The organism is Halomonas sp. LBP4 (genome assembly GCF_003202205.1).
In the GTDB taxonomy this organism is placed as follows: Bacteria; Pseudomonadota; Gammaproteobacteria; order Pseudomonadales; family Halomonadaceae; genus Halomonas; species Halomonas flagellata.
Genome location: NZ_PDOG01000003.1, coordinates 71,727 through 94,357, shown reverse-complemented (window position 1 = coordinate 94,357; position 22,631 = coordinate 71,727). Strand labels below are relative to the sequence as shown.

Genomic DNA, 22,631 nt, shown 5'->3' with positions numbered 1-22,631 from the left:
ACTGCCCGGAGCCCCGCGTGACCGAGACCGCCAGCCCCCCGCCCTGCATCGCCGTGGTCGACGACGACGAGGCCCTGCGCGACTCCCTGGCCTGGCTGCTGGAATCGGTGGGCCTGTCGAGCCGTGCCTACGGCGACGGCGAGGCCTTCCTCGCCGCCGCCCCCGAGGCCCACGACGCCATCCTGCTCGACGTGCGCATGCCCGGCCTGTCCGGCCTGCAGGTACAACAGCGGCTCAACGAGCGCGGCGACACCCCCCCGGTGATCTTCATGACCGGCCATGGCGACGTGCCCATGGCGGTGGCGGCGCTCAAGGCCGGCGCCTTCGACTTCATCGAGAAGCCCTTCAACCACCAGCAGCTGATCGACTGCGTGCAGCAGGCGCTGGCCGAGCACCAGCGCAAGCGCCGGGCCCGCTCGCGGCTCGAGACCCTCCAGGCGCGCTACGTTGCCCTGCGCCCCAAGGAGCAGCAGATCCTGGTCCACGTGGCCGAGGGCATGACCAGCCGCGAGATCGCCGACCACCTCGGCGTCAGCGCCAAAACCGTGGAGGTCTACCGGCTGCGCGCCATGAAGGCGCTGGGGGCCGCCAACCTGGCCGAACTGGTCAGGATCTGCGTGGCGCTGGGGCTAGTGGAGGCGCTACCGACGGAACCTCGGCAGCGGTAGGTGGAGACGGTTCTTCCACCGGAGTGTGCGGTACCGTACCGACATCGTGCGTGCCAGACGCCAACCTACAGCTCATGGAACCTCAAGCGCCGACTACCGACATCACCGCCGAGCCACGGGCATTGAAGCGCGCCCTGGGCGAGTACCGCACGCCGCGCCTGGCGCGCAGCGTCGTGGAACTCATGGTCACGGTGGTCCCCTTCGCCGCCCTCTGGATACTGATGTGGGGCACCCTGAGCGCCGGCCACTGGCTTGGCCTGTTGTTCGCCGTGCCCGCCGCGGGGTTTCTCGTGCGCTTGTTCATGATCCAGCACGACTGCAGCCACGGGTCATTCTTTCGTTCCCGACGTGCCAATGACTGGGTCGGCCGAGCCATCGGCATCTTGACCCTGACGCCCTACGATCTCTGGCGACACAGCCATGTCCTCCATCATGCCAACTCCGGCAATCTCGATCGCCCGCGCGTCGGCGGCATCGACACCCTGACCGTGCGCGAGTTCCGGGGCTTGCCGCGAACGCAGCAGTTCCTCTATCGCTTGTACCGGCACCCGCTGGTGCTGTTCGGTGTCGGCCCGACGTACCTGTTCATCCTGGACCATCGCCTGCCAGTGGGTTTCATGCGCGCGGGCTGGATGCCCTGGCTGAGCACCATGAGCACCAACGCGGCGCTCGCGCTTCTCGTCACCACCATGATCTGGCTGGTCGGCGTGATTCCCTTTCTGCTCGTGCAACTGCCCATCACGCTTCTCGCCTCATCGATCGGCGTCTGGCTGTTCTATGTCCAGCACCAGTTCGAGGACACCCTGTGGGAGCACGACGACGACTGGACGTTCCACGAGGCGGCGCTGTACGGCAGTTCCCACTATGACCTGCCGGGCCCCCTGCGCTGGTTCACCGCCAATATCGGGATCCACCATGTCCATCATCTCTGCAGCCGCATCCCCTCCTACCGGCTGCCCGAAGTGCTGCGCGACCATCCCGAACTGCGCCATATCGGCCGCCTCACCCCGCGGCAAAGCCTCGAGTCGGTGCGGCTTGTGCTGTGGGATGAGGAGCAGCGTCGCCTGGTCTCCTTTGCCGAGGCGCACGGGGCGGCCACCGACCGGGCTCGCTAGGAGCCTGTCGGATTTGACCGATCGTCGCGAGAAACACGGATTTCGAGACAAGTTTATCGATCTGATGAGGCGAATAGCGCGCTATTTAACGAATCAGATCGAATGAAATTGGCCGAAAGCCCGGGTTTCGTAGCAGATCAGCGTTAAGTCCGACAGGCTCCTAGACCGTGACCTCGTCGAGGAAGCCGTTGCCGCTGTCGGCGGCGGGCGCCTTCTCGGGTTCGCGGGGCGGCTCCAGGGCCTCGACCTGGCCGTCGGGGTGATCCAGCAGCTGGCGCAGCTGTTCGTAGTTCAGTGCCACGCTGGCCTCGCTGCTGTTGCGCTCCAGCAGTGCCAGGGTCTCGAGCAGCGCCGCCATGCCCTCCTCCTGCTCCTCGAGGGCCTGGTAGACCTGCACATAGGGCGTGTCGCCCTCCCAGCCGGCCTTGATCGGCTGGTCGATGATGTTGACCCGGGTGCCCTCCGGGACCCGATCGAACACCGACTCGATGTCCTCCGGGAACATGCGGATGCAACCGCGGCTGGCGCGCATGCCGATGCCATCGGGCTGGTTGGTGCCGTGGATCAGGTAGCCGGGGATGTCGAGCAGGATGGCGTGGCGGCCCAGGGGGTTGTCGGGGCCGGGGGGCACCACCTCGGGGGGCGGGTCGCCACGCTCGGCGGCCTCCTCGCGCATCGAGCTGGGCGGATACCAGGCCGGATCCTCGAGGCGCATGGTGGTCTTGGTCACCCCCAGCGGGGTGTTGTAGCCCTCGCGGCCGATGCCGATGGGGTAGGTTTCGACCCGCGGCGTCTCGCCTTCGCCCACCTCGGGATAATAGTAGAGCCGCAGCTCGGCGATGTTGATCACGATGCCCTCGCGCGCCACCGGCGGCAGGATACGACGCGCCGGGATCACCACCTCGGTGCCCTCGCCCGGCACCCAGATGCTGACATCGGGATTGGCCCGGCGGATCTCCTCGTAGCCCACGTTGTGCTCGCGGGCCACGTCGAGCAGCGTCTCGTCCTCGCGGGTCTCGACGGTGTAGACCTCACCGATCACATCGCCATCATCGGGCAGCGGGTAATGCCCCTTGGGCCACTCGGGCGCTTCCTCGGCCAGGGTCACGGCCGAGAAAAGCAGGCCGCTGGCCACCAGCAGCCCTCCCAGGGTCCGCCTCAACCACCGCGGGGCTTGCCCCGACACACCAGGGTTACAGCTCGCTATTGCCATACTCTCGCCTCTTCCATGCTGCCGCGGTCCTCGCAACCTCGGCACGATCATCATGCACCAGTGTACCGGGAGCGCGCCCATCATGAGCAGGAACACTGTTGGGTTTTGTCACAGACGCCCCTCATGCCTTACGCCGAACCCGGTCGGCCGGCGGTCACAGCACCGCCGCCACGACCAGCAGACCGCAAGCGCAGGGGGTCTTGATGCGGATCAAGTCTCGTTCGGCGCCAGCGGGCTATGCTGAAACACCTATCGCCTCGTCACGAGGGCCCATGCCTCATGCAGCAGCAGGCGTCACGAGGCGGCGCCGAATTCCGCTCCCCCTTCGATCCGGGCATGGCGCCGGCTCGAGTCCCTTCCCCTTGTTCAACAAAGCGAGAGTGAATCATGAACATTACAACCTTTCATGACGTGGTCGAGTGGACACGGGCGTTACATGAGCATCTGGCACAGTGCCTGAAACATTGCGCTTCACAGCATGAAGAAGAGCGTGCCAAGTGGCTGCTGGGCTATCTGTCGGATCATGAAGCGGCGCTGGAAATAGTCGTGGCCGGTTTCGAGAAGCAGGCCGATCCCAAGGCATTGAACACCTGGCTCTACGACTACCAGTCATATGCCCCCATCAAACCGCACAAGACATGCACCGCACCCTACGCAAAGATGAGCTTCGACGAGATATGTCAGGAGATCTTCGACCTCCACGAGCAGGTCATCGGTTTCTACCGCTATCTCGAAGGCCGTACCGAGATTCCCGAGACGCGCGCGTTGATCGGTGAGCTCCTGAAACTGGAGGAGCATGAAGCGATGCGCCTGGTCCACCAGACCAACCGCTCCAGGGATCTCTGAATGACTCATGAGCGTTCCAGCTCGGCGACGGTTCGGACGTCGCCAGATGAACTGGTATACGCGGACCAGACACCGGCGTTCGAGCGAGTGTGTGCACTGTCTGCGCACCACGTGACCTTCTATGAAACCTTTGTGGGGCCCTGGATACAGCTATTTTCAGGCGCCAGTGAGACACGGTGACAGCGACCCACCTTTGCGGGCTCAACGCCGAAGCCGATGCCTGGCAGGAAGTGTTCGCCCTCCAGTCCCGGATGGCCTGCCATGACAGCTCCAAGGCTCATGGCGGGCATTATCCTGGATGTTCTGATCGACGAAACGGTAATGCTCTTCCTTGAAACGCGTCCACCAGTCATGGCAGATCTTGACACCATGCTCCGTCAGGATTTCCTCGATGCAGTCGAGACAAAGACGTGAGGCGTCGTAGGCGAGATCGAGGGTGTGTTTCTTGTCATCGAACGTCACCCGGTCGATGCCATAGAGCCCATCGATCTCGCCGATGGCCGCTTGAAGCTGCTCGTGATCACAGGGTTCCAGCTTCAGATGCCTGCTGACACAGGTCACTTCGGAAACCCCCAAGCGATGCTCATCCTTCATGTCACTTCCTCCCTTCGATACCAGGCCATACAATTCTGGAACACCTCGACACCCGACGGCCCCGGATGGCGGTCATGAAAGTGAGTGTCTCCGCGGGAACGCATGGACGTTCCTTCACTATAAGGGCGGTCAACGATGCCTGCCTTGACACAGGTCACGTCGCTCACTTTCCTCAAATCGGCGATGGGATCTGTGCCCTTATCGGATGGCATGGGAATGAGGGAAGGGGCCGAAGCCACTGGATTGACGGGGATCAAGCGGGAGGTCATGCCAGTGGTCTATGGTTGAGGATAGAATCTTGTTACTGCTCCAGGAATCACCTTCCATGTTTCAGCGACCGTCATCGCCCCGTGTTCCGCCTCTCCTGACCCTGAATTGGGTCAGGCCCGCGCTGGTGGGGCTGGTAGTGGTGGTTGCCTTGCTGCTGAGCGGACACTCCCTGGCTGCCATGGAGCAGACTGGGCAAGCCAGCGCCAGCCGGAACGACGTCTCCGCCACGACCGTGGCCTTTTTGTTGGAGTGGAACGACCATCACTGTCAGCACGATGAAGGCCGTGTCTCGTCAGCCTGGGGGCTGGCCCATGGCAAGCGCCAGGATCCCCAAGGCGATAGTGGTCCCGCCATCGGCTTCGCGGCCCCCTGCGCCCGCCTGATCACGGCGGCAGCCGGCAAGCCGTCTCGTCCAGCCCGTTCTGCCCCCCTTCCTCTCTTCCTCTTGACGCAGCGCCTGCGTCCCTGAGCCTCCGGTCCGACGAGCCCTACCAGCGATGCGATCGATGGTAGGCCGAACATCCGCGCGCTTGGGCTCACTGCAGACGCTCGTAGCCCGCAAATACGACGGGCCAGTGCTTGGACATCGCAACCGGAGAGGACAAGACAATGACGAACGATCGGAGCCATCCGCTCAGGATGGCCACGCTCCTGGTGATGCTGGTTGTCCCCCCGACCACCGTGGCGAACGACGATCACGATTCCGTTCCCCAGGCGGAGAGTGCGACATCATCGACGGCGCCTTCCGAGCCACAGTCCCTCGAGCAGCGAGTCGCCACTCTCGAGGAGGAACTGGCCAGGGTCGAGACGAGCCTGGAGGCTCTGCAGCCCGACATGACCATGATCATGCCGGATTTTGCCGAACGCTTTCATGTCATGCATCGAGCCGGAGACGCCGGCGACTGGGCCGTGGCCAATCACGAATTATTGACGATGCGACAGATCACCGACCGAGTGAAGCGCTTCGATCCGCAGAACGGTGCTCTGCTCGACAGCTACCTGTCGGGACCACTGACCAAGCTCGCGGAACTCATCGAGGATCGTGACCAGGAAGCGTTCGGCCAGGCCCTGGAGCAGACGGTTCAGGTCTGCAATGCCTGTCATCAGGCGGTGGGGAGTCCCTTCATCCGGGTCACGCTCGAGCCTCCGGAGGCGCTGAACATGCGCCACCCCCATCAACTCCAGTCGGGCGAGGCCCCTCGCGAGCACACCCATGGCGAAGCGCGAGAGGCCATGGGCGACCACATGTCCGGTGGCCATCACGAGGGGGAGACCACGGATGATCACTAGCCCTGGATCATGAGCCATGTGTTGACTGGTCCGTGGTCGATGACGGTCTCATCGACGTCTTCCATGACATCCCGACCTCCCGCAGGCGGTCGCCCACGCCCCTCCGGGGCCTCAACACCTAGGAAATGCCTCTCATGAAGAACTCTCTGCAGAGACCGTGGCTAGCTTGTCTCATGGCCGGCGTCGCCCTCGGAGCCTCGACTGCCGCCATGGCGGCCAGCGACCGAGCATTCGTGCCGATGGGGACCGCAGATGCCGTGGATATCATCGACCTGGGCCGTCAGGAGGTGATATCGACCGTGACCGATACGATCAACACACACGGCTCCGCGCTCACTCCCGACGGTCAGCAGCTCATCCTTGGCAGTCTCACCCCTCAGCAACCCGGTAGCGAGATCGCGCGCCCCGAGGGCGTGACGGAAGACGAGCACGCGGCCCATCATGGCGATGCCAGCACGGCTTCCATGGAGGAAGCGAGCACCGGCCTGCTTTACGTCGCCGACACCGCCACGAGCCGCATCATCAGGACCCTGGAGGTGCCAGGGCCCGTGCATCATGTGCTGGTCACGCAGGATGGACGCCATGCCGTCTCGACCCATCCCACCGGCGGAGGCATCAGCGTGGTGTCGCTGGAAAGCGGCCAGGTGATCGCCTCGGTACCCACGGGGCCGAACCCGAACTACCTGGTTCAGCATGACAAGGGCTCGATACTGGTCAGCAATGCGGGTAACGGCACCATCAGCGAGGTCGACCCCCTGCACTGGTTCGTGCGGCGCAACATGCGCGTCGGCGGCGGCCCGGAGCACATGGTCCTCTCGAAGGACGGCGACCGCCTGTACGTCAACGATAATACCGGAGGGAGAACCCTGGCGCTGAATCTCCCGACCGGGAGTGTGGCAGAAGAATATGAGATCGGCACGGCGCCTCACGGCATCGACCTGAGTCCGGATGGCCAGAGGCTCTATGCAACGAGTCAAGGCGATAATCGCATCGTCAGGATCTCCCTCAAGGACGGCACACGACATAGCGCCGAGCTGTCTCCGGCCCCTTACCATCTCGCCGTGGCGCCCACCGATGGCCGAGTTCTGGTCACCAGCCGCGTAGAACCCCACCTGTGGATCGTCGACCCGGATTCCCTCGAGGTGTTGCAGACCGTGGAACTGGGAGGCATCGGTCACCAGATATCTCTCGAGCCTTCGGGTTCTAGGTGAACCAGCAACAGGCGATTATCAAATCGCCCATTCCCGGGGGGCTGTAGGGCGAAGGCTCACCAAAGGGAAGCATGTGACAGGAGGTGACCATGCAACTGGTAGATAGTTCACGCTCCAGGAAAAGCAGATATCCTCCTTGAAAAGTGAAATATCATTCACTCATCCTTAGCAATTCTTGGAGAGAGGACGTGACCGAGATTCTAGCCGGCATCGTAACGTTCACAGGTGTTGTGATGCTGTTGGTTGCAGCGTTACTCGTCGCCAGGAAGTGGATGGTCGCTACTGGTCAGATAAACCTGTTTCTCAACGGTGACACCTCTCACCCCTTGGTCATCGAGCCAGGAAGAACGCTACTGGATACCTTGGCAAATCAAGAAATATACCTTCCAGCGAGCTGCGGTGGACGGGGTATCTGCGGAACTTGCAAAGTCTGCATACGCAAGGGCGCTGGCTCTCCCCTGCCGAGCGAGTTGTCCTTGGTAACGCTGGCCGAAAGACGCAAGGGGATCCGACTGGCTTGTCAAGTCAAGGTCAAGTCGGACATGGCCGTCGAGTTGCCAGCTGAATACTTCAGCGTTCGACAGTGGAAATGCCGGGTTCTCTCCAGCCGTAGCGTGGCCACTTTTATCAAGGAAGTGGTTCTGGAACTTTCTGATGGCGAATCGCTTCCCTTCCGCGCAGGTGGCTACGTCATCGTACAGTGTCCGCCCCACAAGCTTCACTACGCAGATTTTGACATTGATCCGCGATTTCAGGAACCGTGGAATAAACTTGACCTGTGGCAATACTCCTCTCACGTGAAAGAAGGCACAGAGCGGGCTTACTCCTTGGCAAATTATCCTTTGGAAAAAGGCATCTTGATTCTCAATGTGCGCATCGAGCTCCCACCGCCTTCACATCCGAAAGCACCGCCGGGGACCGTTTCTTCCTATTTGTTCAGTCTCAAGGCTGGCGACTCCATGACTGTAAGTGGCCCGTACGGTGAGTTTTTTGCCCGCGAAAGCGATGCCGAGATGGTGTTTATTGGTGGTGGAGCAGGGATGGCCCCTATGCGCTCTCATATCTTCGATCAGCTTGAGCGTTTGCATACCAGTAGACGGATCAGTTTCTGGTACGGTGCCAGAAGCCTTCAGGAAGCCTTCTACGTAGAGGATTTTGACCGCCTGGCTGCCGAGCATGTGAATTTCCAGTGGATTTTAGCCCTTTCTGACCCACAGCCGGCAGATAACTGGCAAGGGGCACGCGGCTTCATCCATGAGGTAGTCCGGGAACGGTATCTGGCAAATCACCCTGCCCCTGAGGATATTGAGTACTACCTGTGTGGACCGCCAGCAATGATCGATGCCTGCGTGCTGATGTTGACAGACCTGGGCGTAGAACCGGAGAACATACTATTTGATAAATTCGGCTAAACATGCGTGCTGGCCCCGACCTGCAGTTCATGATTGATGAAGTTGCCGAGGCGACCAGCTCCCGGAACGATCGGCGAACGGGAGGCTGTGAAGTCGGTCAGCAGGAAGAAACCGAGGCGCTTCTTGCGGGCAAACAGTCGGGCTTCGACCTGTAGACGGCACAGGCCGATACCCAGCAGCCAGGCCATGACAAGACGGGGCATCGGCGCCGCCTTTTTCCGGAAAAGCATATATCTCGGCAGGAGTATTTCGCTTCGCCGCGGGCAACCTCAGAGCCACACCGAGGTTTTCAGCGCAGCATTGACTTGATATGGGTCAATGGTCATGGTCCGATTCTGGGCTATGGTGAGGGGTACATCCTTCCACAGGAGCCCTGCCGCATGGCTAGGCATGCCCCCTTTCCCAAGCATTCCACGCGGCCTGCCTCCGCGTGGCCTCGCCTTGGGATGGTCATCCTGCTGGGCATGGTGCTGCTGCTCTTCATTGCCGCCACGAAGGCGGATGTGCCCTCCTCCACCGCGTCTGGCCAGGTTGGCATCGAGCTTCACTCGGACACGCACTCGAACGCCGAACGCATCCACACGGCCCCCCCTCGGCCGCACTGCCACCATGGCCATGGCACTCGCCATGCCGGCAGCGCTCTGTTACGCATGGAGCGCGAGGACCTGGAGTTCGAGCCCCTTCCCTTAGCCATGGCGATTCCCGTCATGGCACCTCGGCTTGTCACCGCCTGCGGCACGCCAAGTGCCCTTCCCGCCCCATCGCCGGTTGCAGTCTACCTTTTGACTCAACGCTACAGGGTCTAAGTCATCCCCGTTCCCCTAGCCCCGCACGATTCCAGACGTCGACGCGCGGGAGGAACCCGTGCCCCGCCAAGAGAAAAACATGAACATTCGCAAGCACGCCCGCGGGCTCGGTGTGGGGCACGACTTAGCGGAAGTCACGATGAGGCATTTATGAACGCACTGTTTTACTTCCTGCTTTGGGCAGCGATCCTCTTTCTGATGATGCGCTTTGGCTGTGGAGCCCACGTCATGGGGCACCGCCATGGCAGGACCAAGCACGACGACGATAGCCCAAAGGATCAACAATTGGCCGACGCTATTCTCGGTCGGCCTGTTTCCGGTGGTCGTGCTTGCCTATGCTTGGCTGGCCCACCGCGAGGAACAGCAGATGCTGGCCCGGTTCGGTGACGCCTATCGCGCCTATCAGCGGCGAGTACCGATGTTTATTCCTCGCTGGGGGCAGTGGCGGAAGCTAGCGGATACTTCACGCAATACGCACGATGAGCCGGGGGTCCGCTAACATCCTGGATTCACACATCAACGCAAGCGTGCGGCGTTGATTCCATTCCACCGAAGATGCCGAAAGTTGACCGGGATCACGAGCCGCATGCTTTCAGCTCTATCTTATCTTGACCCTTGGGTTACCCGCAGGTTTTACCCTGTCATCAGGGCAGGATAATTCAATTCAACATGAAAGGAGATCCGACCATGTGGGGCGACATGATGGCGTATATGGGGAGTTACGGCTGGGGACATATGCTCTTCGGCGGGCTCATGATGGTGTTGTTCTGGGGCGCCGTCATTGCCTTGGCCGTTCTCCTGGTGCGTGGCCTGACCCGAGGCCGGGGCGAGGCCATTTCTCAACAGCGGCCAACGGCACTGGACATTCTGCAAGAACGTTACGCCCGCGGCGAGATCGACCAGCAGGAATACGAGCAACGCAGGCGCGATCTGCGGCATTGACGACGCTGCACAGGCACCATGGCGTCTCTCACTCGCGGGAAGGAAGACCCTGAGATACCACCAGCCAACGAAGGTAATGGAGACGGCTTCATGACTCAGCAGCACATCAAGCGACGCGAGCACTCGCATCACGGTAGGCTGAAGGAAGGCACAGATGCCGGCGCCATGAAAGGCACCGATCACAAGGCTTCGGCTTCCCAATACACCTGCCCGATGCATCCCGAGGTCGTCTCCGACCAGCCGGGTGACTGCCCGAAGTGCGGCATGTACCTCGTGCCCGTGGGAAGCGACGACGCTCAGGCGCCTTCCGATCATGGCAAGCATGCCCAGTGCCACGGAGATGCCACCGACCATGCGGGAAGCGAACCGGTGCGTGGCGGCAAGTACGACAAGGTGCCGGCCGGACATACCGGCGCCGTCTACACCTGCCCCATGCATCCCGAAGTGCGACAGATCACTCCCGGTGCCTGCCCACTGTGCGGTATGGGGTTGGAGCTGGAATCGGCGGCGGTCGGCGATGAAGGGCCGAATCCCGAGCTGGTCGACTTTACCCGACGTTTCTGGGTCGCGGCCGTGCTCACGCTTCCGGTCCTGATACTGACAATGAGCCCTTACCTGGGCCTCGCGGCCATTCGCGACTTCTTCGGCGAGCGAAGCGCGATGTGGATCGAGCTGGTGCTCAGTACGCCGGTGATCCTGTGGTCGGGCTGGCCGTTCTTCGTGCGCGGCGTTAACTCCTTCCGCACCCTGAACCTCAACATGTTCAGCCTGATCGGCATGGGCGTCGGCGCGGCCTATCTCTTCTCGATCGTCGCGGTGCTGGCGCCCGGCATTTTCCCCGACGGTTTCCGCCGGGACGACGGTACCGTCGGGGTCTATTTCGAGGCCGCGGCGGTGATCGTGACCCTGGTCCTGCTGGGCCAGGTGATGGAATTGCGCGCCCGCGAGGGCACCGGCAAGGCGATCCGGGCACTGCTCGACATGGCCGCCAAGACCGCTCGGCTGATCCGGCCCGACGGCAGCGAAGAGGAGGTGGCGCTGGAAGACGTGCAGGTGGGCGATCACCTGCGCGTGCGGCCCGGAGACAAGGTGCCGGTAGACGGCGTGGTCGTCGAGGGGCGCTCCTCGATCGACGAGTCGATGATCTCGGGCGAGCCGGTCCCGGTGGAAAAGGTCGCAGGTGACAAGGTCACGGGGGCCACGATCAACGGCACGGGCAGCCTGGTCATGGAAGCCACCCGTGTCGGCGCCGACACCATGCTCAGCCAGATCGTCGAGATGGTGGCCGCCGCCCAGCGCTCAAGAGCGCCGATCCAGAAATTCGCCGACAAGGTGGCGGGCACGTTCGTCCCCGCCGTGATCGGCGTCGCCATTCTCTCCTTCATCGCCTGGGCGATCTGGGGACCGGCGCCGGCGCTGTCCTACGCGCTGGTCTCGGCGGTGGCGGTGCTGATCATCGCCTGCCCCTGTGCACTGGGCCTGGCCACGCCGATGTCGATCATGACGGCCACCGGGCGCGGCGCCCAGTTGGGAGTCCTGATCAAAAACGCCGAGGCCCTGGAGCGTTTCGCCAAGGTCGATACGCTGATGGTCGACAAGACCGGCACGCTGACGGAGGGCAAACCGAAGCTGGTGGCGGTGCTACCGGAGGCGGGGCATGACGAGGCCGAGGTGTTGCGCCTGGCGGCCAGCCTCGAGAAAGGCTCCGAGCACCCGCTGGCCGAGGCCATCGTCACCGGCGCCGAGGAGCGCGACGTATCCCTCGCCGATGCCACCGATTTCGAGGCCGTGACCGGCATGGGCGTCAAGGGGGTCGTGGACGGCAAGTCGGTGGCCCTCGGCAACGCCAAGCTGATGGCCGAGCTGGGCCTCGACGGCGGCCGGATCGCCGAGACCGCGAACGCCCGCCGCGATGAGGGCGAAACGGTGATGTTCGTCGTCCTCGACGGCCAGATCGCCGGCCTGGTCAGCGTGGCCGACCCGGTGAAGGACACCACACCCGAGGCCCTGAAGGCCCTGCACCGGCTGGGATTTCGCATCATCATGGCCACCGGCGACAACGAGCGTACCGCCCGTGCCGTCGCCGGCCGGCTGGGCATCGACGAGATCCGCGCCGACGTGCTGCCCGAGGACAAGGCCCGCATCATCCGTGAATTGCAGGAACAAGGCCGCAAGGTGGCCATGGCCGGCGACGGGGTGAACGACGCCCCCGCCCTGGCCCAGGCGGATGTCGGCATCGCCATGGGCACCGGGGCCGACGTGGCAATCGAAAGCGCCGGTTTCACGCTTGTCAAGGGCAACCTCGACGGCATCGTCCGTGCCCGCAAGCTTTCGCTGGCCACCATGCGCAACATCAAGCAGAACCTGTTCTTCGCCCTGGTCTACAACGGGGCCGGGGTACCGATCGCCGCCGGGATCCTCTATCCGTTCCTCGGCATCCTGATCGGGCCGATGTTCGCCGCCTTCGCGATGAGCGCGTCTTCGCTGTCGGTGGTGATGAATTCACTGCGCCTGCGCCGGGTGAGGATCTGATCATGGCCGACAGCAACCGCTGGCTGGACCGACGGCCGAGCAAGGGAAGGTTCTGGCTCATGGTGGCGATCGCCCTGGCGGTGATGGGCTTCCTGCTCTGGGAGGAGCACAAGGTGCACCTGCTGGGTGCCCTGCCCTGGCTGATCTTGCTCGCCTGTCCGCTCATGCATGTGTTCATGCACGGCGGGCATGGTGACCACAAGGGAGGACGCGATGAGTAGCGATGCCCCGGCCTACGGCCTGTGGGGCCTGGTCATTCTCAACTCGGCCATCTTCATCTTCTTCGCGTTCAGCTTCTTCAAGCCGCAGACGCGCCGCGACTGGCGCTCGCTCGGGGCCTTCAGCGCCTTCCTGGTGGCGCTGTTCACGGAGATGTACGGCTTCCCGCTGACCCTCTACTTCATCTCCGGCTGGCTGCAGTCGCGCTACCCGGAAGTGGACTGGTTCAGCCACGATGCGGGGCATCTGCTGGAGATGCTGTTCGGCTGGCAGGCCAACCCGCACTTCGGGCCGTTCCATCTGCTGAGCATGGTGTTCATCGCCGCGGGTTTCTGGCTCATCGCCGCCGGTTGGCGGGTGCTCTATGCCGCCCAGCGGCGGGGAGAGCTGGCTACCACCGGACTCTACGCTCATGTCCGGCATCCCCAGTATGCCGGCTTCGTGCTGGTGATGGCCGGTTTCCTGCTGCAGTGGCCCACCCTGCTGACCCTGGCCATGTTCCCGGTATTGGTGTGGATGTACTCCCGCCTGGCGATCCACGAAGAGCGCGAGGTAGCGCGCCAGTTCGGCGACAAATGGCAGACCTACGCGGCCCGCACGCCACGCTTCATCCCGCGCCTTCGGGCACCGGGTTCAGGTGGCTGGCGCCTGTAAGGACCATCTCCGGGAGGTGCAGTCATGAAACGCAGACGCTTTCTCGTCGGTGCGACGGTGGTGGTCGGCGGTGTCGGGACGGTGGTGGTCGGCGGTGTCGGGACGGTGCTGGCGCCCACCATTCTGGAAATCCCGCCGTACCGCTTCCTGTCCGATCCCCGGATCGAGACTGGCGTCGATCCCGAATCAACGACATCCTGACCACAAGAGGTAATGCTCCATGACCGCCAAGACATCGACTGCCAAGGTTCCCTCGACTCGCCACGCCCCGAGCAAGCGCCCATCTACTGCCCCACAAGAGGCCACCGACCCGGTGAGCGCTCCCGAGCCCCAACCGGTCACCGCCCCGAGCCACCCAGCAGCGGAGCTGCTCACCTATCAGCTCGACCTGTGGCAACGCGGCGTGCGCTACCTGGACACCCTGCGTGAGCGCGCCAACAACATGCTCGAGCACGAGCGGGCCGGCAAGCCACCGCTGCTCGACTTCGACTACGAGACGATCCTCGACGGCTGTCTACTGGCGCACCCCGCCAACTATGCCCTGCTGAGAATCACGCGGGTGGGCGATGACTGCCTGGAGGACTGCCTCGACGCCAGCAAGCCGCCGGTGGTCATCGTCGATCCGCGCGCCGGCCACGGCCCGGGCATCGGCGGCTTCAAGCGTGACTCCGAGGTGGGCATGGCCCTCCACGAGGGCCACCCGGTCTACTTCGTGATCTTCTTCCCGGAACCCTTGCCCGGCCAGACCCTGGACGACGTGCTGCACGTCCTGCGCCGCTTCGTCGAGACGGTGGCCGAGCGCCACCCCGGCATGCCGCCGGTGCTCTACGGCAACTGCCAGGCGGGCTGGGCTATTACGCTGCTCTCCGCCGACTGCGAGGGCCTGGTGGGGCCGGCAGTGCTCAACGGCTCGCCTCTCTCCTACTGGGCGGGTGAATCCGGCGTCAATCCCATGCGGCTGGCCGGCGGACTGCTGGGCGGCGCCTGGATGACGCACCTGTTGGCGGACCTGGGCGATGGCCGCTTCGATGGCGCCCACCTGGCCGCCAACTTCGAATCGCTCAAACCGGCCAATACCCTGTGGCAGAAGGACTACCAGCTGTTCGCCGACATCGACGGCCAGCGCGAACGCTTCCTCGACTTCGAGCGCTGGTGGACGGGCTTCTACGCACTGAGCAAGGAAGAGATCACCGCCATCGTCGAGAACCTCTTCGTCGGCAACCAGCTCGAACGCGGGGAGCTGCAGGTCTGTCCGGGCTGCACCGTCGATCTCCGGCGTATCCGCAATCCACTGGTGATCTTCGCCTCCAGCGGTGACAACATCACCCCGCCCCATCAAGCGCTCAACTGGATCCCCGCGGTCTACCCGAGCACAGAGGCGCTCAAGGCCGCCGACCAGCACATCGTCTACCTGCTCAATACCCATGTGGGCCACCTGGGCATCTTCGTGTCCTCCAGGGTCGCGCGCCTCGAGCACCGGGCGATCCTCGAGAATGTCGGCGAACTGAACGACCTGGCGCCCGGCCTCTACGAGATGCGCATCGACAACCCCACCGGCGACCCCGACTGCCACAAGCCCCAGTTCCAGGTGCGCTTCGAGGAGCGCCGCGTGGAGGACCTGGAGTATCCCGACCAGGCCCCGGCATTCGACCGGGTGCGCGCCCTCTCCGAGCACAACGTGGCCCTCTACGAGACCTTCATCGGTCCCTGGGTTCGCCTGGCCGTCAATCCCTGGCTGGCGGAGACGCTGCGCCAGCTGCATCCCGCACGTACCAGCCGGCTGATGTTCTCGGAACGCTTCGCCCCCTGGATGACCGGCGTGAAGTGGCTGGCAGACGTGACAGAACCCGCACGGGAGCCGCTCGATGACGACAATCCCTTTCGGCAGTGGGAAGCCCTCGTGAGCGAGTCGATTGCCTCGGCACTGAGCCTTGCCGGCACCACGCGCGACAGCCTGTACGAGATAGGGTTTCGCAGCCTCTACGGCTGGGGGCTGCCGAGTGAGGACAAGAGGCAGAGCTGAGGCCGAGCCGGTTCACAGCAAATCCTGCAGAGCAAGTAGCCCATCAAAGGAGAACATCGGATGAAGATCGAGACCTTTCAAGACCTGATCGAGTGGACCCGGCAGCTGCATGCCTATCTGGCAGAGTGCCTGAAGCACTGTGCCACCCGGCAGGAGGAAGCCCGCGCCAAGTGGTTACTGGAGTATCTTGCGGATCACGAGGCGATCCTGGAACAGGCCGTGGCCGGCTTCGAGAAGCAGGCCGACCCGAAGGCCCTGCACACCTGGGTCTACGATTACCTGTCACATGCCCCCATCGCCCCGCACCAGGTGTGTCATTCACCCTATGCCGAGATGAGCTTCGATGACATCTGCCAGGCAATCTTTGCGCTGCATGATCAGGTCCTCGAGCTGTACCGCTACCTGGAAGGACGCGCCGAGATCCCCGAGACCCGTGAGCTCGTTCGCGAGCTCTTGAAGCTGGAGGAACACGAGGCGATGCGCCTGACCCATCAGATCAACCGAGCCCGAGACCTCTAGATGAACCGGGACCATCTTCCGCCCCCGGAGAAGGAGGACCTCGATCGTATGGTATGGGGAACGGCCAGCGGGATCGGCACGCCACAAGGCCGGCTCCAGGTGTCGACGGCACAAGGGCAGTCGAAGTGGAGGCCGTGGCCACCGATGAAGAGCGGATGATCGCCCGGCACGTGCAGCGCACTCTGACCAACCAACAACAGGAGATGACATGACCAAGACGGCGACGCCAGTGGCCCTTGCGACGCTCGATGACCTGGTGCAGCAGGCCCGTGGCGGTGACCCGATCCGCGTCGCCGTCGTCAACTCGGCCCAGGCCGCGGTGCTGGAGACGCTTCGCGAGGCGGCGGGCATGGGCATCGCCGAGCCGGTGCTCATCGGCCGCGCCGCCGAGATCGTCGGGGCCGCCGAGATCGTCGGGGCCGCCGCTGCGATCGGCTGGGACCTCGATCCGCAAGCGATGATCGAGGCCGATTCGGATGTGGAGGCCGCCCGCATCGGGGTGGAGCTCGTGCAGGCCGGACGCGCGGAGGCGCTGATGAAAGGGCACCTCCACACCGATACCTTCATGCATGCCCTGCTGGGCAATGGCCTGCGACAGCCCGGCCGGCGAGTGAGCCACGTCTTTCTGGTGGACGTGCCCGACTACCCACGCCTGCTGGCCGTTACCGATGCGGCCGTGAACATCGCGCCGGATCTCGACGCCAAGGCGCAGATCCTGCACAACGCCATCGAGCTGATGCACATGATCGGGCTCGAGCGGCCACGTGCCGCGGTCATTTCCGCCGTGGAAACGGTCAATCCGGCCATCGTCTCCACCCTGGATGCGGCCTGCCTAACGTTGATGGCCCGCCGCGGCCAGATTGCCGGCGCCGAGGTCGATGGGCCGCTGGCCTTCGACAACGCCATCTCGGAGCGTGCGGCCCGCGAAAAGGGCATCGATTCCCCGGTGGCGGGGAAAGCCGACATCCTGCTCATGCCGGATCTGGTGTCCGGCAACGTGTTGGCCAAGAACCTCGAGTACCATGCCGGCGCCACGGCGGCCGGGGTGGTCATGGGGCTGACGGTGCCGGTGGTACTGAGCTCCCGGGCCGACCCTCCCGAGGCGCGCCTGGCCGGACTGGCCGTGGCGGCGTTGATGTACCGAGCGGGGATCCGCCTGCCCGTGCCCTCCCCTGGCGAAGCGGAATCCACCTTCTGCTGTTCCCCGCAACCCGAGTCGGCCTGCTGCCCCACGGAGGTGCGCTGATGGACACCACGACCCGAACCACCATCGATGTGCCGGCAGCGAGCCCACCGGCGACAACCACCGACCAGCGCCTGCACGCCATGATGAGTCTGTTCACGGGTGGGCTGTCGCCGACCGCCGTCCAGCAGGCCTGGTGGGACTGGGCGCAACATCTGGCCGCGTCGCCCGACAAGCAGGCCGAGCTTGTCGGCAAGGCCCTGCGCAAGTGGCAGCGTTTCGGCAGCTACTGCGAGCGAGCTTGCCGGGCGCCGTGCGAGCCCTGCATCGAGCCGCTGCCCCAGGACAAGCGGTTCCGTGGCGAGGCCTGGCAGCGCTGGCCCTTCAACGTGCTCTACCAGGGCTTCCTGCTGCAGCAGCAGTGGTGGCATGCGGCCACCACCGGTGTACCGGGCGTCTCGCGCCATCATGAGGCGATGGTGAACTTCGGTGCTCGGCAAATGCTCGACGTCTGGTCGCCGTCGAACTTCCTGGTCACCAGCCCTGAATTGCTGGAGCAGACGCGGCGCGAGGGTGGCGCCAACCTGGCCCGTGGTGCCGGCAATCTGCTGGAGGACTGGCGGCGCCGGCAGGCCGGCGAGGGGCCAGTGGGGGTCGAGGCGTATCGAGTCGGCCGGGACGTGGCGGTGACGCCGGGCAAGGTGGTCTATCGCAACCGACTCATCGAACTGATCCAGTACGCGCCCACCACCCAGGAGGTCCATGCCGAGCCGGTGCTGATCGTGCCGGCGTGGATCATGAAGTACTACATCCTCGACCTCTCCCCGGGGAACTCCCTGGTCCGCTACCTGGTGGAAAGGGGCCACACCGTCTTCATGATCTCGTGGAAGAACCCGGGCAGCGAGGAGCGGGACCTGGGCATGGCCGACTATCGGCGATTGGGCGTCATGGCGGCCCTCGACACCGTGACGGCCAGCTGTCCGGAACAGCATATCCACGGGGTCGGCTACTGCCTGGGCGGCACCCTGTTGTCCATCGCCGCGGCCGCCATGGGGCGAGACGGCGACAAACGCCTCGCCAGCCTCACGCTGCTCGCCGCGCAGACCGATTTCAGCGAGGCCGGCGAACTGATGCTGTTCATCGACGAGGATCAGGTGCGTTTCCTCGAGGATCTCATGGCCGTCAGGGGCTACCTGGATACCCGCCAGATGGCCGGCGCCTTCCAGCTGCTGCGCTCCCAGGACCTGATCTGGTCGAGGATGGTGCGTAGCTACCTGGCCGGCGAGCGTCCGCCGATGTTCGACCTGATGGCCTGGAACGCGGACGGCACGCGCATGCCGGCGCGCATGCACAGCGAGTACCTGCGCTGGCTGTTCCTCGACAACGACCTCGCCGGCGGGCGCTACCGGGTGGACGGACGGCCCGTGTCCCTGACCGATATCCACATCCCCGTGTTCGCCGTCAGTACACTCAAGGATCACGTCGCCCCCTGGCGCTCGGTCTACAAGGTCCAGTGGCTGACGCCGGCGGACGTCACCTTCGTGCTCTCCAGCGGCGGGCACAACGCCGGCATCGTCAACCCGCCCGGTGATTCCCGCCGCTTCCACCAGATCTCGACCATCCGCCGCGACGACCCCTTCGTGGACCCCGACGGCTGGCAGGCCGAGGCGGCGCATCATGACGGCTCCTGGTGGCCCTGCTGGCAGGGCTGGCTGGAAGGTCACAGCACCGAGCGCGTACCTGCCCGGGAGCCGGGAGCAATCGAAGGCTATCCGGCCCTGGATGCGGCACCGGGCCGCTATGTCCTGGAGCGCTGAGCGTGAATCAGGCTCCGCTGCTATTGGTCCCCTGCGGTCCGTACGGCCTCATCAAGCTGTGCCCTTCATGCCAATGGGGTCCGGCGATACGCGGCAACGGCGTGCCGATAAACCCCGTATGGCGAGGGACGACGCCGACCGCGTTGATGCAGGTCAAGCCCCTGCTCCACCCCTGGCCTGTCCCTGCCGTTGCGTCCCAACCACCGGCTGTCGGCGCGACGAGACGATCCGTGCTGCGCCCGCGGCACGGATCGACAGTTCGTGGGTGATGAAATGGCCGGTTCGCCAGGCCCCGGCGCGAGCGCGGCCTTCCAAGCTCGAGCCGGCTTACAGGGTCGACCAGTCCTGGCCGCCGTTGGTGCTGAGTAGCAACCGGCCCTGGTCATCCGCCGCCACCAGACGGGCAGGATCCTCGGGGTCCACCGCCAGGTGGATCAGGTAGCGCTCGCCCCAGTCGCGGCTCACCTCCTCCCACTGGCGGGTGGCCTCCTCGGCCCGGATCAGGCCGACACCGAGCATGAAGGCGTAGAGCGCCTCGCCATCGGCCGCCACCAGGCTGACGGGGCGACGCTCGGGGTGCAGCTGGCGCCAGCGCTGCCCGCCATTCGGGCTCATGAACAGCCCCGATTCGGTCGCGGCATAGAGATGGTCCGGATCACGGCCGGATGCCGCCAGGCCGATCAGTCCGTCCGGCACAGGGCCCTGCACCTGCCAGGTATGGCCTCCATCGCGACTGACCTGCAGCCGTCGGGCATGGGCCCCGTACAGCACCTCCGGGTCGGCCGCGCTGACGGTCAGCTGGTGGAAATCCACCGGACCGTCGACACCCGTCGAGCGCTGCTCCCAGCTCTGGCCACCGTCGCCGGAAACCAGCACACCGAGATTGCCGCCACGCGCCGGATGGCCGCTGGCGAAGAGCGTCTCGGCCTCCTGTGGGTGCGGCGTGAAGCCCATGAAGTCATGGGTCTCGTGGGAGACCTGGCGTGCCAGGCCATCGGCGCCGACCACATGGAAGCCGTGATGGGTGGCCAGCAGGATCCGTTCGCTGTCGGTGGGGTCGAAGGCCAGCCCATGGATATGGGTCTGCTGGCGCAGGGCGTCGAGCGTGATGCCCTCCGGCTCCGACTGGCAGGCGACCAGGGCCAGCGCCAGCAAGGGCATCAACAGGGGATATAGGCGAAATGGAGTCATGGTCGTATCCGTGTCGTGTTTCGATGAACGATGATATGCCAGTGACAGAGCCAGTCGCCAGGCTCGCGAAAGACAGGCGTTTCAGAACAGCGCCCGACACCTTCGCCCGGCTATCGGAGAGTCGCCGAGCCGAGCGGCGAGGCGGCAAGCCGGCAGAAACCTCAAACACTATTTCGATACCACTTGCTTGTCTGCTCACGCCGTCTATCTTTCTCTTTGCGACAACGCTGTGATCGCCTTGCCCTGTCGAAACGGTTCCCGGCAGCGGGGTGCGTCGCGTTCGTTGTCACCCGAAATGACAGACACCGGCCACGAGCCTGTCGAGTCAAGGCCGGCAGGCTCCCGGAACGCCACGACGAGCATGGCAGGGACGGATGGCCCGTGCTGCAGCAACAAGCGGGCTAGGCAGAGGTTACCTGTCTGCAAGGGGGCGCTGCATGAAACACTCATTATCACTATATCAGGACTTTGGGCCCGACCCCGTCGCCTGTCGGGAGACAGGCCACTACCAGCGAGAGTACATCGAGGGCTTCGTCAACAAGTGGGACGAGCTCATCGATTGGGAGAGCCGGGCACAGAGCGAGGGCAACTTCTTCATCAACATGCTGCGTGAGCACGGCGCCAGGAGCGTGCTTGACGTGGCCACCGGCACCGGCTTTCATTCGGTGCGGCTGATCGAGGCGGGTTTCGAGGTCGTCAGTTCCGACGGTAGCCCCGAGATGCTCGCCAAGGCGTTCGAGAATGCGCGCGCACGAGGCCATATCCTGCGCACCGTCCAGGTAGACTGGCGCTGGCTCAATCGCGATATCCACGACCACTACGACGCCATCATCTGCCTGGGCAACTCCTTCACCCACCTGTTCTCGGAACACGATCGCCGCAAGGCGCTCGCCGAGTTCTACGCCACCCTCAAGCACGACGGCCTGCTGATTCTCGACCAGCGCAACTACGACGCCATCCTCGACGTCGGCTATTCCGGCAAGCACACCTACTACTACTGCGGCACCCATGTCTCCGTCAGCCCGGAGTACGTGGACGAGGGCCTGACCCGCTTCCGCTACACCTTTCCGGACCACTCCACCTACCACCTGAACATGTACCCGCTGCGCAAGGCGTATACCCGGCGCCTGCTGCAGGAGGTCGGGTTCCAGCAGGTGGACACCTACGGAGACTTCCAGGAGACCTACCGGGATACCGAGCCGGACTTTTTCATTCACGTGGCACAGAAAGGTTATCGGGAGCCAATCTCATGAACAAGCTCATGGATCAGGTCGCATACCGGACCTATTCACCCGCGGTGGAGACGGCCCGCGAGTACTACAACAGTGACGACGCGGATAACTTCTACTCCCTGGTCTGGGGGGGCGAGGACATCCACGTGGGCCTCTACCACCACCCCCGGGAGGCGGTCTATGACGCCAGCCGCCGCACCATCGCCGAGATGGCGACACGCCTGCCGGGCCTGGACGCCGCTACCCGGGTACTGGACATCGGTGCCGGCTACGGCGGCTCGGCGCGCTACCTGGCGCACCGCTTCGGCTGCCGGGTCACCGCGCTCAACCTCAGCGAGCGAGAGAACGAACGCGGTCGCCGGCAGAACCGCGAACAGGGCGTGGACGCCCTGGTGGAGGTCATCGACGGCAGCTTCGAGGACCTGCCCTTCGATGACGACGCCTTCGACGTGGTCTGGTCCCAGGACGCCATCCTGCACAGTGGCGACCGTCGGAAGGTGCTGGAGGAGGCGGTACGGGTACTGCGCCCCGGCGGGCACTTCATCTTCACCGACCCCATGCAGGACGACGACTGCCCGTCCGAGGCGCTGGCGCCGATACTGGCCCGCATTCACCTGGAGACGCTGGGTTCGCCGGGCTTCTACCGGGAAACGCTGGCCGAACTCGGCCTCGAGGAGCTGGCCTTCGACGACGCATCGGAGATGATCGCCACCCACTATGGGCGCATTCACGAGGTGCTCACCGAGCACGAGGACGAGGTCGCCCAGGTGGTCAGCCGCGACTACATCGAGCGCATGAAGCGGGGCCTCCAGCACTGGGTCGAGGGGGGGCGCAACGGCCACCTGCGCTGGGGCATCTTCCTGTTTCGCAAGCCGAACCGCGCGGCCATCTGAA

The 22,631-nt window shown here is 64.3% G+C and carries 21 protein-coding genes and 1 pseudogene; 18 read left to right on the top strand and 4 right to left on the bottom strand.

What is annotated here, in order from left to right:
* Positions 1-17: 17 nt before the first annotated feature.
* A complete protein-coding gene (locus CR157_RS10840) occupies positions 18-668 on the top strand; it encodes a response regulator transcription factor (RefSeq protein ID WP_110283560.1) in 651 nt (216 codons plus the stop codon).
* 50 nt (positions 669-718) lie between these two features.
* Positions 719-1,783: a fatty acid desaturase gene (locus CR157_RS10835; protein ID WP_219999937.1), complete on the top strand. Its 1,065-nt coding sequence runs from the start codon at positions 719-721 to the stop codon at positions 1,781-1,783.
* Between the two features lie 160 nt (positions 1,784-1,943).
* On the opposite strand, the gene CR157_RS10830 is transcribed toward CR157_RS10835, so the two are convergent.
* The gene (locus CR157_RS10830) at positions 1,944-2,996 is read right to left on the bottom strand and encodes a L,D-transpeptidase family protein (protein WP_110283558.1); all 1,053 of its coding nucleotides are present in this window, start codon (positions 2,994-2,996) and stop codon (positions 1,944-1,946) included.
* Between the two features lie 387 nt (positions 2,997-3,383).
* Here CR157_RS10830 and CR157_RS10825 point away from each other — a divergent pair, with 387 nt between their 5' ends.
* Positions 3,384-3,842, top strand: coding sequence for an ATPase (locus tag CR157_RS10825; RefSeq protein ID WP_110283557.1), 459 nt, complete (start codon positions 3,384-3,386; stop codon positions 3,840-3,842).
* A gap of 201 nt (positions 3,843-4,043) precedes the next feature.
* On the opposite strand, the gene CR157_RS10820 is transcribed toward CR157_RS10825, so the two are convergent.
* Entirely contained in the window at positions 4,044-4,436 is a 393-nt protein-coding gene (locus CR157_RS10820) for a cation transporter (protein WP_110283556.1), read from the bottom strand.
* A gap of 879 nt (positions 4,437-5,315) precedes the next feature.
* On the opposite strand from CR157_RS10820, the gene CR157_RS10810 reads away from it, so the two are divergent.
* From CR157_RS10810 to nqrF, 3 genes are all read left to right on the top strand, one after another.
* Positions 5,316-5,996, top strand: a complete 681-nt coding sequence (locus CR157_RS10810; RefSeq protein ID WP_110283554.1) for a hypothetical protein — start codon at positions 5,316-5,318, stop codon at positions 5,994-5,996.
* Between the two features lie 134 nt (positions 5,997-6,130).
* Positions 6,131-7,207, top strand: coding sequence for a YncE family protein (locus CR157_RS10805; RefSeq protein WP_110283553.1), 1,077 nt, complete (start codon positions 6,131-6,133; stop codon positions 7,205-7,207).
* A 188-nt stretch (positions 7,208-7,395) separates the two neighbouring features.
* Complete coding sequence (gene nqrF / locus CR157_RS10800) at positions 7,396-8,619, top strand: NADH:ubiquinone reductase (Na(+)-transporting) subunit F (protein WP_110283552.1); 1,224 nt, start codon at positions 7,396-7,398, stop codon at positions 8,617-8,619.
* A gap of 23 nt (positions 8,620-8,642) precedes the next feature.
* On the opposite strand, the pseudogene CR157_RS23325 reads toward nqrF, so the two are convergent.
* A pseudogene (locus tag CR157_RS23325) lies at positions 8,643-8,762 on the bottom strand (prolipoprotein diacylglyceryl transferase family protein); the annotation flags it as partial.
* A 904-nt stretch (positions 8,763-9,666) separates the two neighbouring features.
* On the opposite strand from CR157_RS23325, the gene CR157_RS10780 reads away from it, so the two are divergent.
* From CR157_RS10780 to CR157_RS10740, 10 genes are all read left to right on the top strand, one after another.
* Positions 9,667-9,924, top strand: a complete 258-nt coding sequence (locus CR157_RS10780; protein ID WP_181422035.1) for a methyltransferase family protein — start codon at positions 9,667-9,669, stop codon at positions 9,922-9,924.
* A gap of 188 nt (positions 9,925-10,112) precedes the next feature.
* Positions 10,113-10,367, top strand: coding sequence for an SHOCT domain-containing protein (locus CR157_RS10775; protein WP_110283549.1), 255 nt, complete (start codon positions 10,113-10,115; stop codon positions 10,365-10,367).
* Between the two features lie 90 nt (positions 10,368-10,457).
* Positions 10,458-12,899, top strand: coding sequence for a copper-transporting P-type ATPase (locus CR157_RS10770; RefSeq protein ID WP_219999936.1), 2,442 nt, complete (start codon positions 10,458-10,460; stop codon positions 12,897-12,899).
* Between the two features lie 2 nt (positions 12,900-12,901).
* Positions 12,902-13,120, top strand: a complete 219-nt coding sequence (locus CR157_RS10765) for a DUF2933 domain-containing protein (protein WP_110283548.1) — start codon at positions 12,902-12,904, stop codon at positions 13,118-13,120.
* Positions 13,113-13,772, top strand: coding sequence for a methyltransferase family protein (locus CR157_RS10760; RefSeq protein WP_110283547.1), 660 nt, complete (start codon positions 13,113-13,115; stop codon positions 13,770-13,772). The genes CR157_RS10765 and CR157_RS10760 overlap by 8 nt, the downstream gene beginning before the upstream one ends.
* A 24-nt stretch (positions 13,773-13,796) precedes the next feature.
* Positions 13,797-13,973 (top strand): hypothetical protein, encoded by a 177-nt coding sequence (locus tag CR157_RS22595; protein ID WP_181422034.1) that lies wholly within the window; start codon positions 13,797-13,799, stop codon positions 13,971-13,973.
* Positions 13,974-13,992: 19 nt separating this feature from the next.
* Positions 13,993-15,795 (top strand): DUF3141 domain-containing protein, encoded by a 1,803-nt coding sequence (locus tag CR157_RS10755; RefSeq protein ID WP_110283546.1) that lies wholly within the window; start codon positions 13,993-13,995, stop codon positions 15,793-15,795.
* 60 nt (positions 15,796-15,855) lie between these two features.
* Positions 15,856-16,314: an ATPase gene (locus tag CR157_RS10750; RefSeq protein ID WP_110283545.1), complete on the top strand. Its 459-nt coding sequence runs from the start codon at positions 15,856-15,858 to the stop codon at positions 16,312-16,314.
* Between the two features lie 208 nt (positions 16,315-16,522).
* Positions 16,523-17,560, top strand: coding sequence for a bifunctional enoyl-CoA hydratase/phosphate acetyltransferase (locus CR157_RS10745; protein ID WP_110283544.1), 1,038 nt, complete (start codon positions 16,523-16,525; stop codon positions 17,558-17,560).
* Positions 17,560-19,314: a PHA/PHB synthase family protein gene (locus CR157_RS10740; protein ID WP_110283543.1), complete on the top strand. Its 1,755-nt coding sequence runs from the start codon at positions 17,560-17,562 to the stop codon at positions 19,312-19,314. Before CR157_RS10745 ends, CR157_RS10740 begins: the two co-directional genes overlap by 1 nt.
* 327 nt (positions 19,315-19,641) lie before the next feature.
* On the opposite strand, the gene CR157_RS10735 is transcribed toward CR157_RS10740, so the two are convergent.
* Complete coding sequence (locus CR157_RS10735; protein ID WP_146218673.1) at positions 19,642-20,505, bottom strand: WD40/YVTN/BNR-like repeat-containing protein; 864 nt, start codon at positions 20,503-20,505, stop codon at positions 19,642-19,644.
* Between the two features lie 437 nt (positions 20,506-20,942).
* Here CR157_RS10735 and CR157_RS10730 point away from each other — a divergent pair, with 437 nt between their 5' ends.
* The gene (locus CR157_RS10730; protein ID WP_110283541.1) at positions 20,943-21,758 is read left to right on the top strand and encodes a glycine/sarcosine N-methyltransferase; all 816 of its coding nucleotides are present in this window, start codon (positions 20,943-20,945) and stop codon (positions 21,756-21,758) included.
* The gene (locus tag CR157_RS10725) at positions 21,755-22,630 is read left to right on the top strand and encodes an SAM-dependent methyltransferase (protein ID WP_219999935.1); all 876 of its coding nucleotides are present in this window, start codon (positions 21,755-21,757) and stop codon (positions 22,628-22,630) included. Before CR157_RS10730 ends, CR157_RS10725 begins: the two co-directional genes overlap by 4 nt.
* Position 22,631: the final 1 nt, after the last annotated feature.

Bases quoted from the DNA above. Each gene is read 5' to 3' on its own strand.
- CR157_RS10725 (WP_219999935.1), top strand. From the start codon at position 21,755: ATGAACAAGCTCATGGATCAGGTCGCATACCGGACCTATTCACCCGCG.
- CR157_RS10810 (WP_110283554.1), top strand. From the start codon at position 5,316: ATGACGAACGATCGGAGCCATCCGCTCAGGATGGCCACGCTCCTGGTG.
- CR157_RS10770 (WP_219999936.1), top strand. From the start codon at position 10,458: ATGACTCAGCAGCACATCAAGCGACGCGAGCACTCGCATCACGGTAGG.
- CR157_RS22595 (WP_181422034.1), top strand. From the start codon at position 13,797: ATGAAACGCAGACGCTTTCTCGTCGGTGCGACGGTGGTGGTCGGCGGT.
- CR157_RS10830 (WP_110283558.1), bottom strand. From the start codon at position 2,996: ATGGCAATAGCGAGCTGTAACCCTGGTGTGTCGGGGCAAGCCCCGCGG.
- CR157_RS10780 (WP_181422035.1), top strand. From the start codon at position 9,667: ATGGCAGGACCAAGCACGACGACGATAGCCCAAAGGATCAACAATTGG.
- CR157_RS10735 (WP_146218673.1), bottom strand. From the start codon at position 20,505: ATGACTCCATTTCGCCTATATCCCCTGTTGATGCCCTTGCTGGCGCTG.
- CR157_RS10740 (WP_110283543.1), top strand. From the start codon at position 17,560: ATGGACACCACGACCCGAACCACCATCGATGTGCCGGCAGCGAGCCCA.
- CR157_RS10745 (WP_110283544.1), top strand. From the start codon at position 16,523: ATGACCAAGACGGCGACGCCAGTGGCCCTTGCGACGCTCGATGACCTG.
- CR157_RS10825 (WP_110283557.1), top strand. From the start codon at position 3,384: ATGAACATTACAACCTTTCATGACGTGGTCGAGTGGACACGGGCGTTA.
- CR157_RS10805 (WP_110283553.1), top strand. From the start codon at position 6,131: ATGAAGAACTCTCTGCAGAGACCGTGGCTAGCTTGTCTCATGGCCGGC.
- CR157_RS10765 (WP_110283548.1), top strand. From the start codon at position 12,902: ATGGCCGACAGCAACCGCTGGCTGGACCGACGGCCGAGCAAGGGAAGG.
- CR157_RS10775 (WP_110283549.1), top strand. From the start codon at position 10,113: ATGTGGGGCGACATGATGGCGTATATGGGGAGTTACGGCTGGGGACAT.
- CR157_RS10730 (WP_110283541.1), top strand. From the start codon at position 20,943: ATGAAACACTCATTATCACTATATCAGGACTTTGGGCCCGACCCCGTC.
- CR157_RS10750 (WP_110283545.1), top strand. From the start codon at position 15,856: ATGAAGATCGAGACCTTTCAAGACCTGATCGAGTGGACCCGGCAGCTG.
- CR157_RS10820 (WP_110283556.1), bottom strand. From the start codon at position 4,436: ATGAAGGATGAGCATCGCTTGGGGGTTTCCGAAGTGACCTGTGTCAGC.
- CR157_RS10755 (WP_110283546.1), top strand. From the start codon at position 13,993: ATGACCGCCAAGACATCGACTGCCAAGGTTCCCTCGACTCGCCACGCC.
- CR157_RS10760 (WP_110283547.1), top strand. From the start codon at position 13,113: ATGAGTAGCGATGCCCCGGCCTACGGCCTGTGGGGCCTGGTCATTCTC.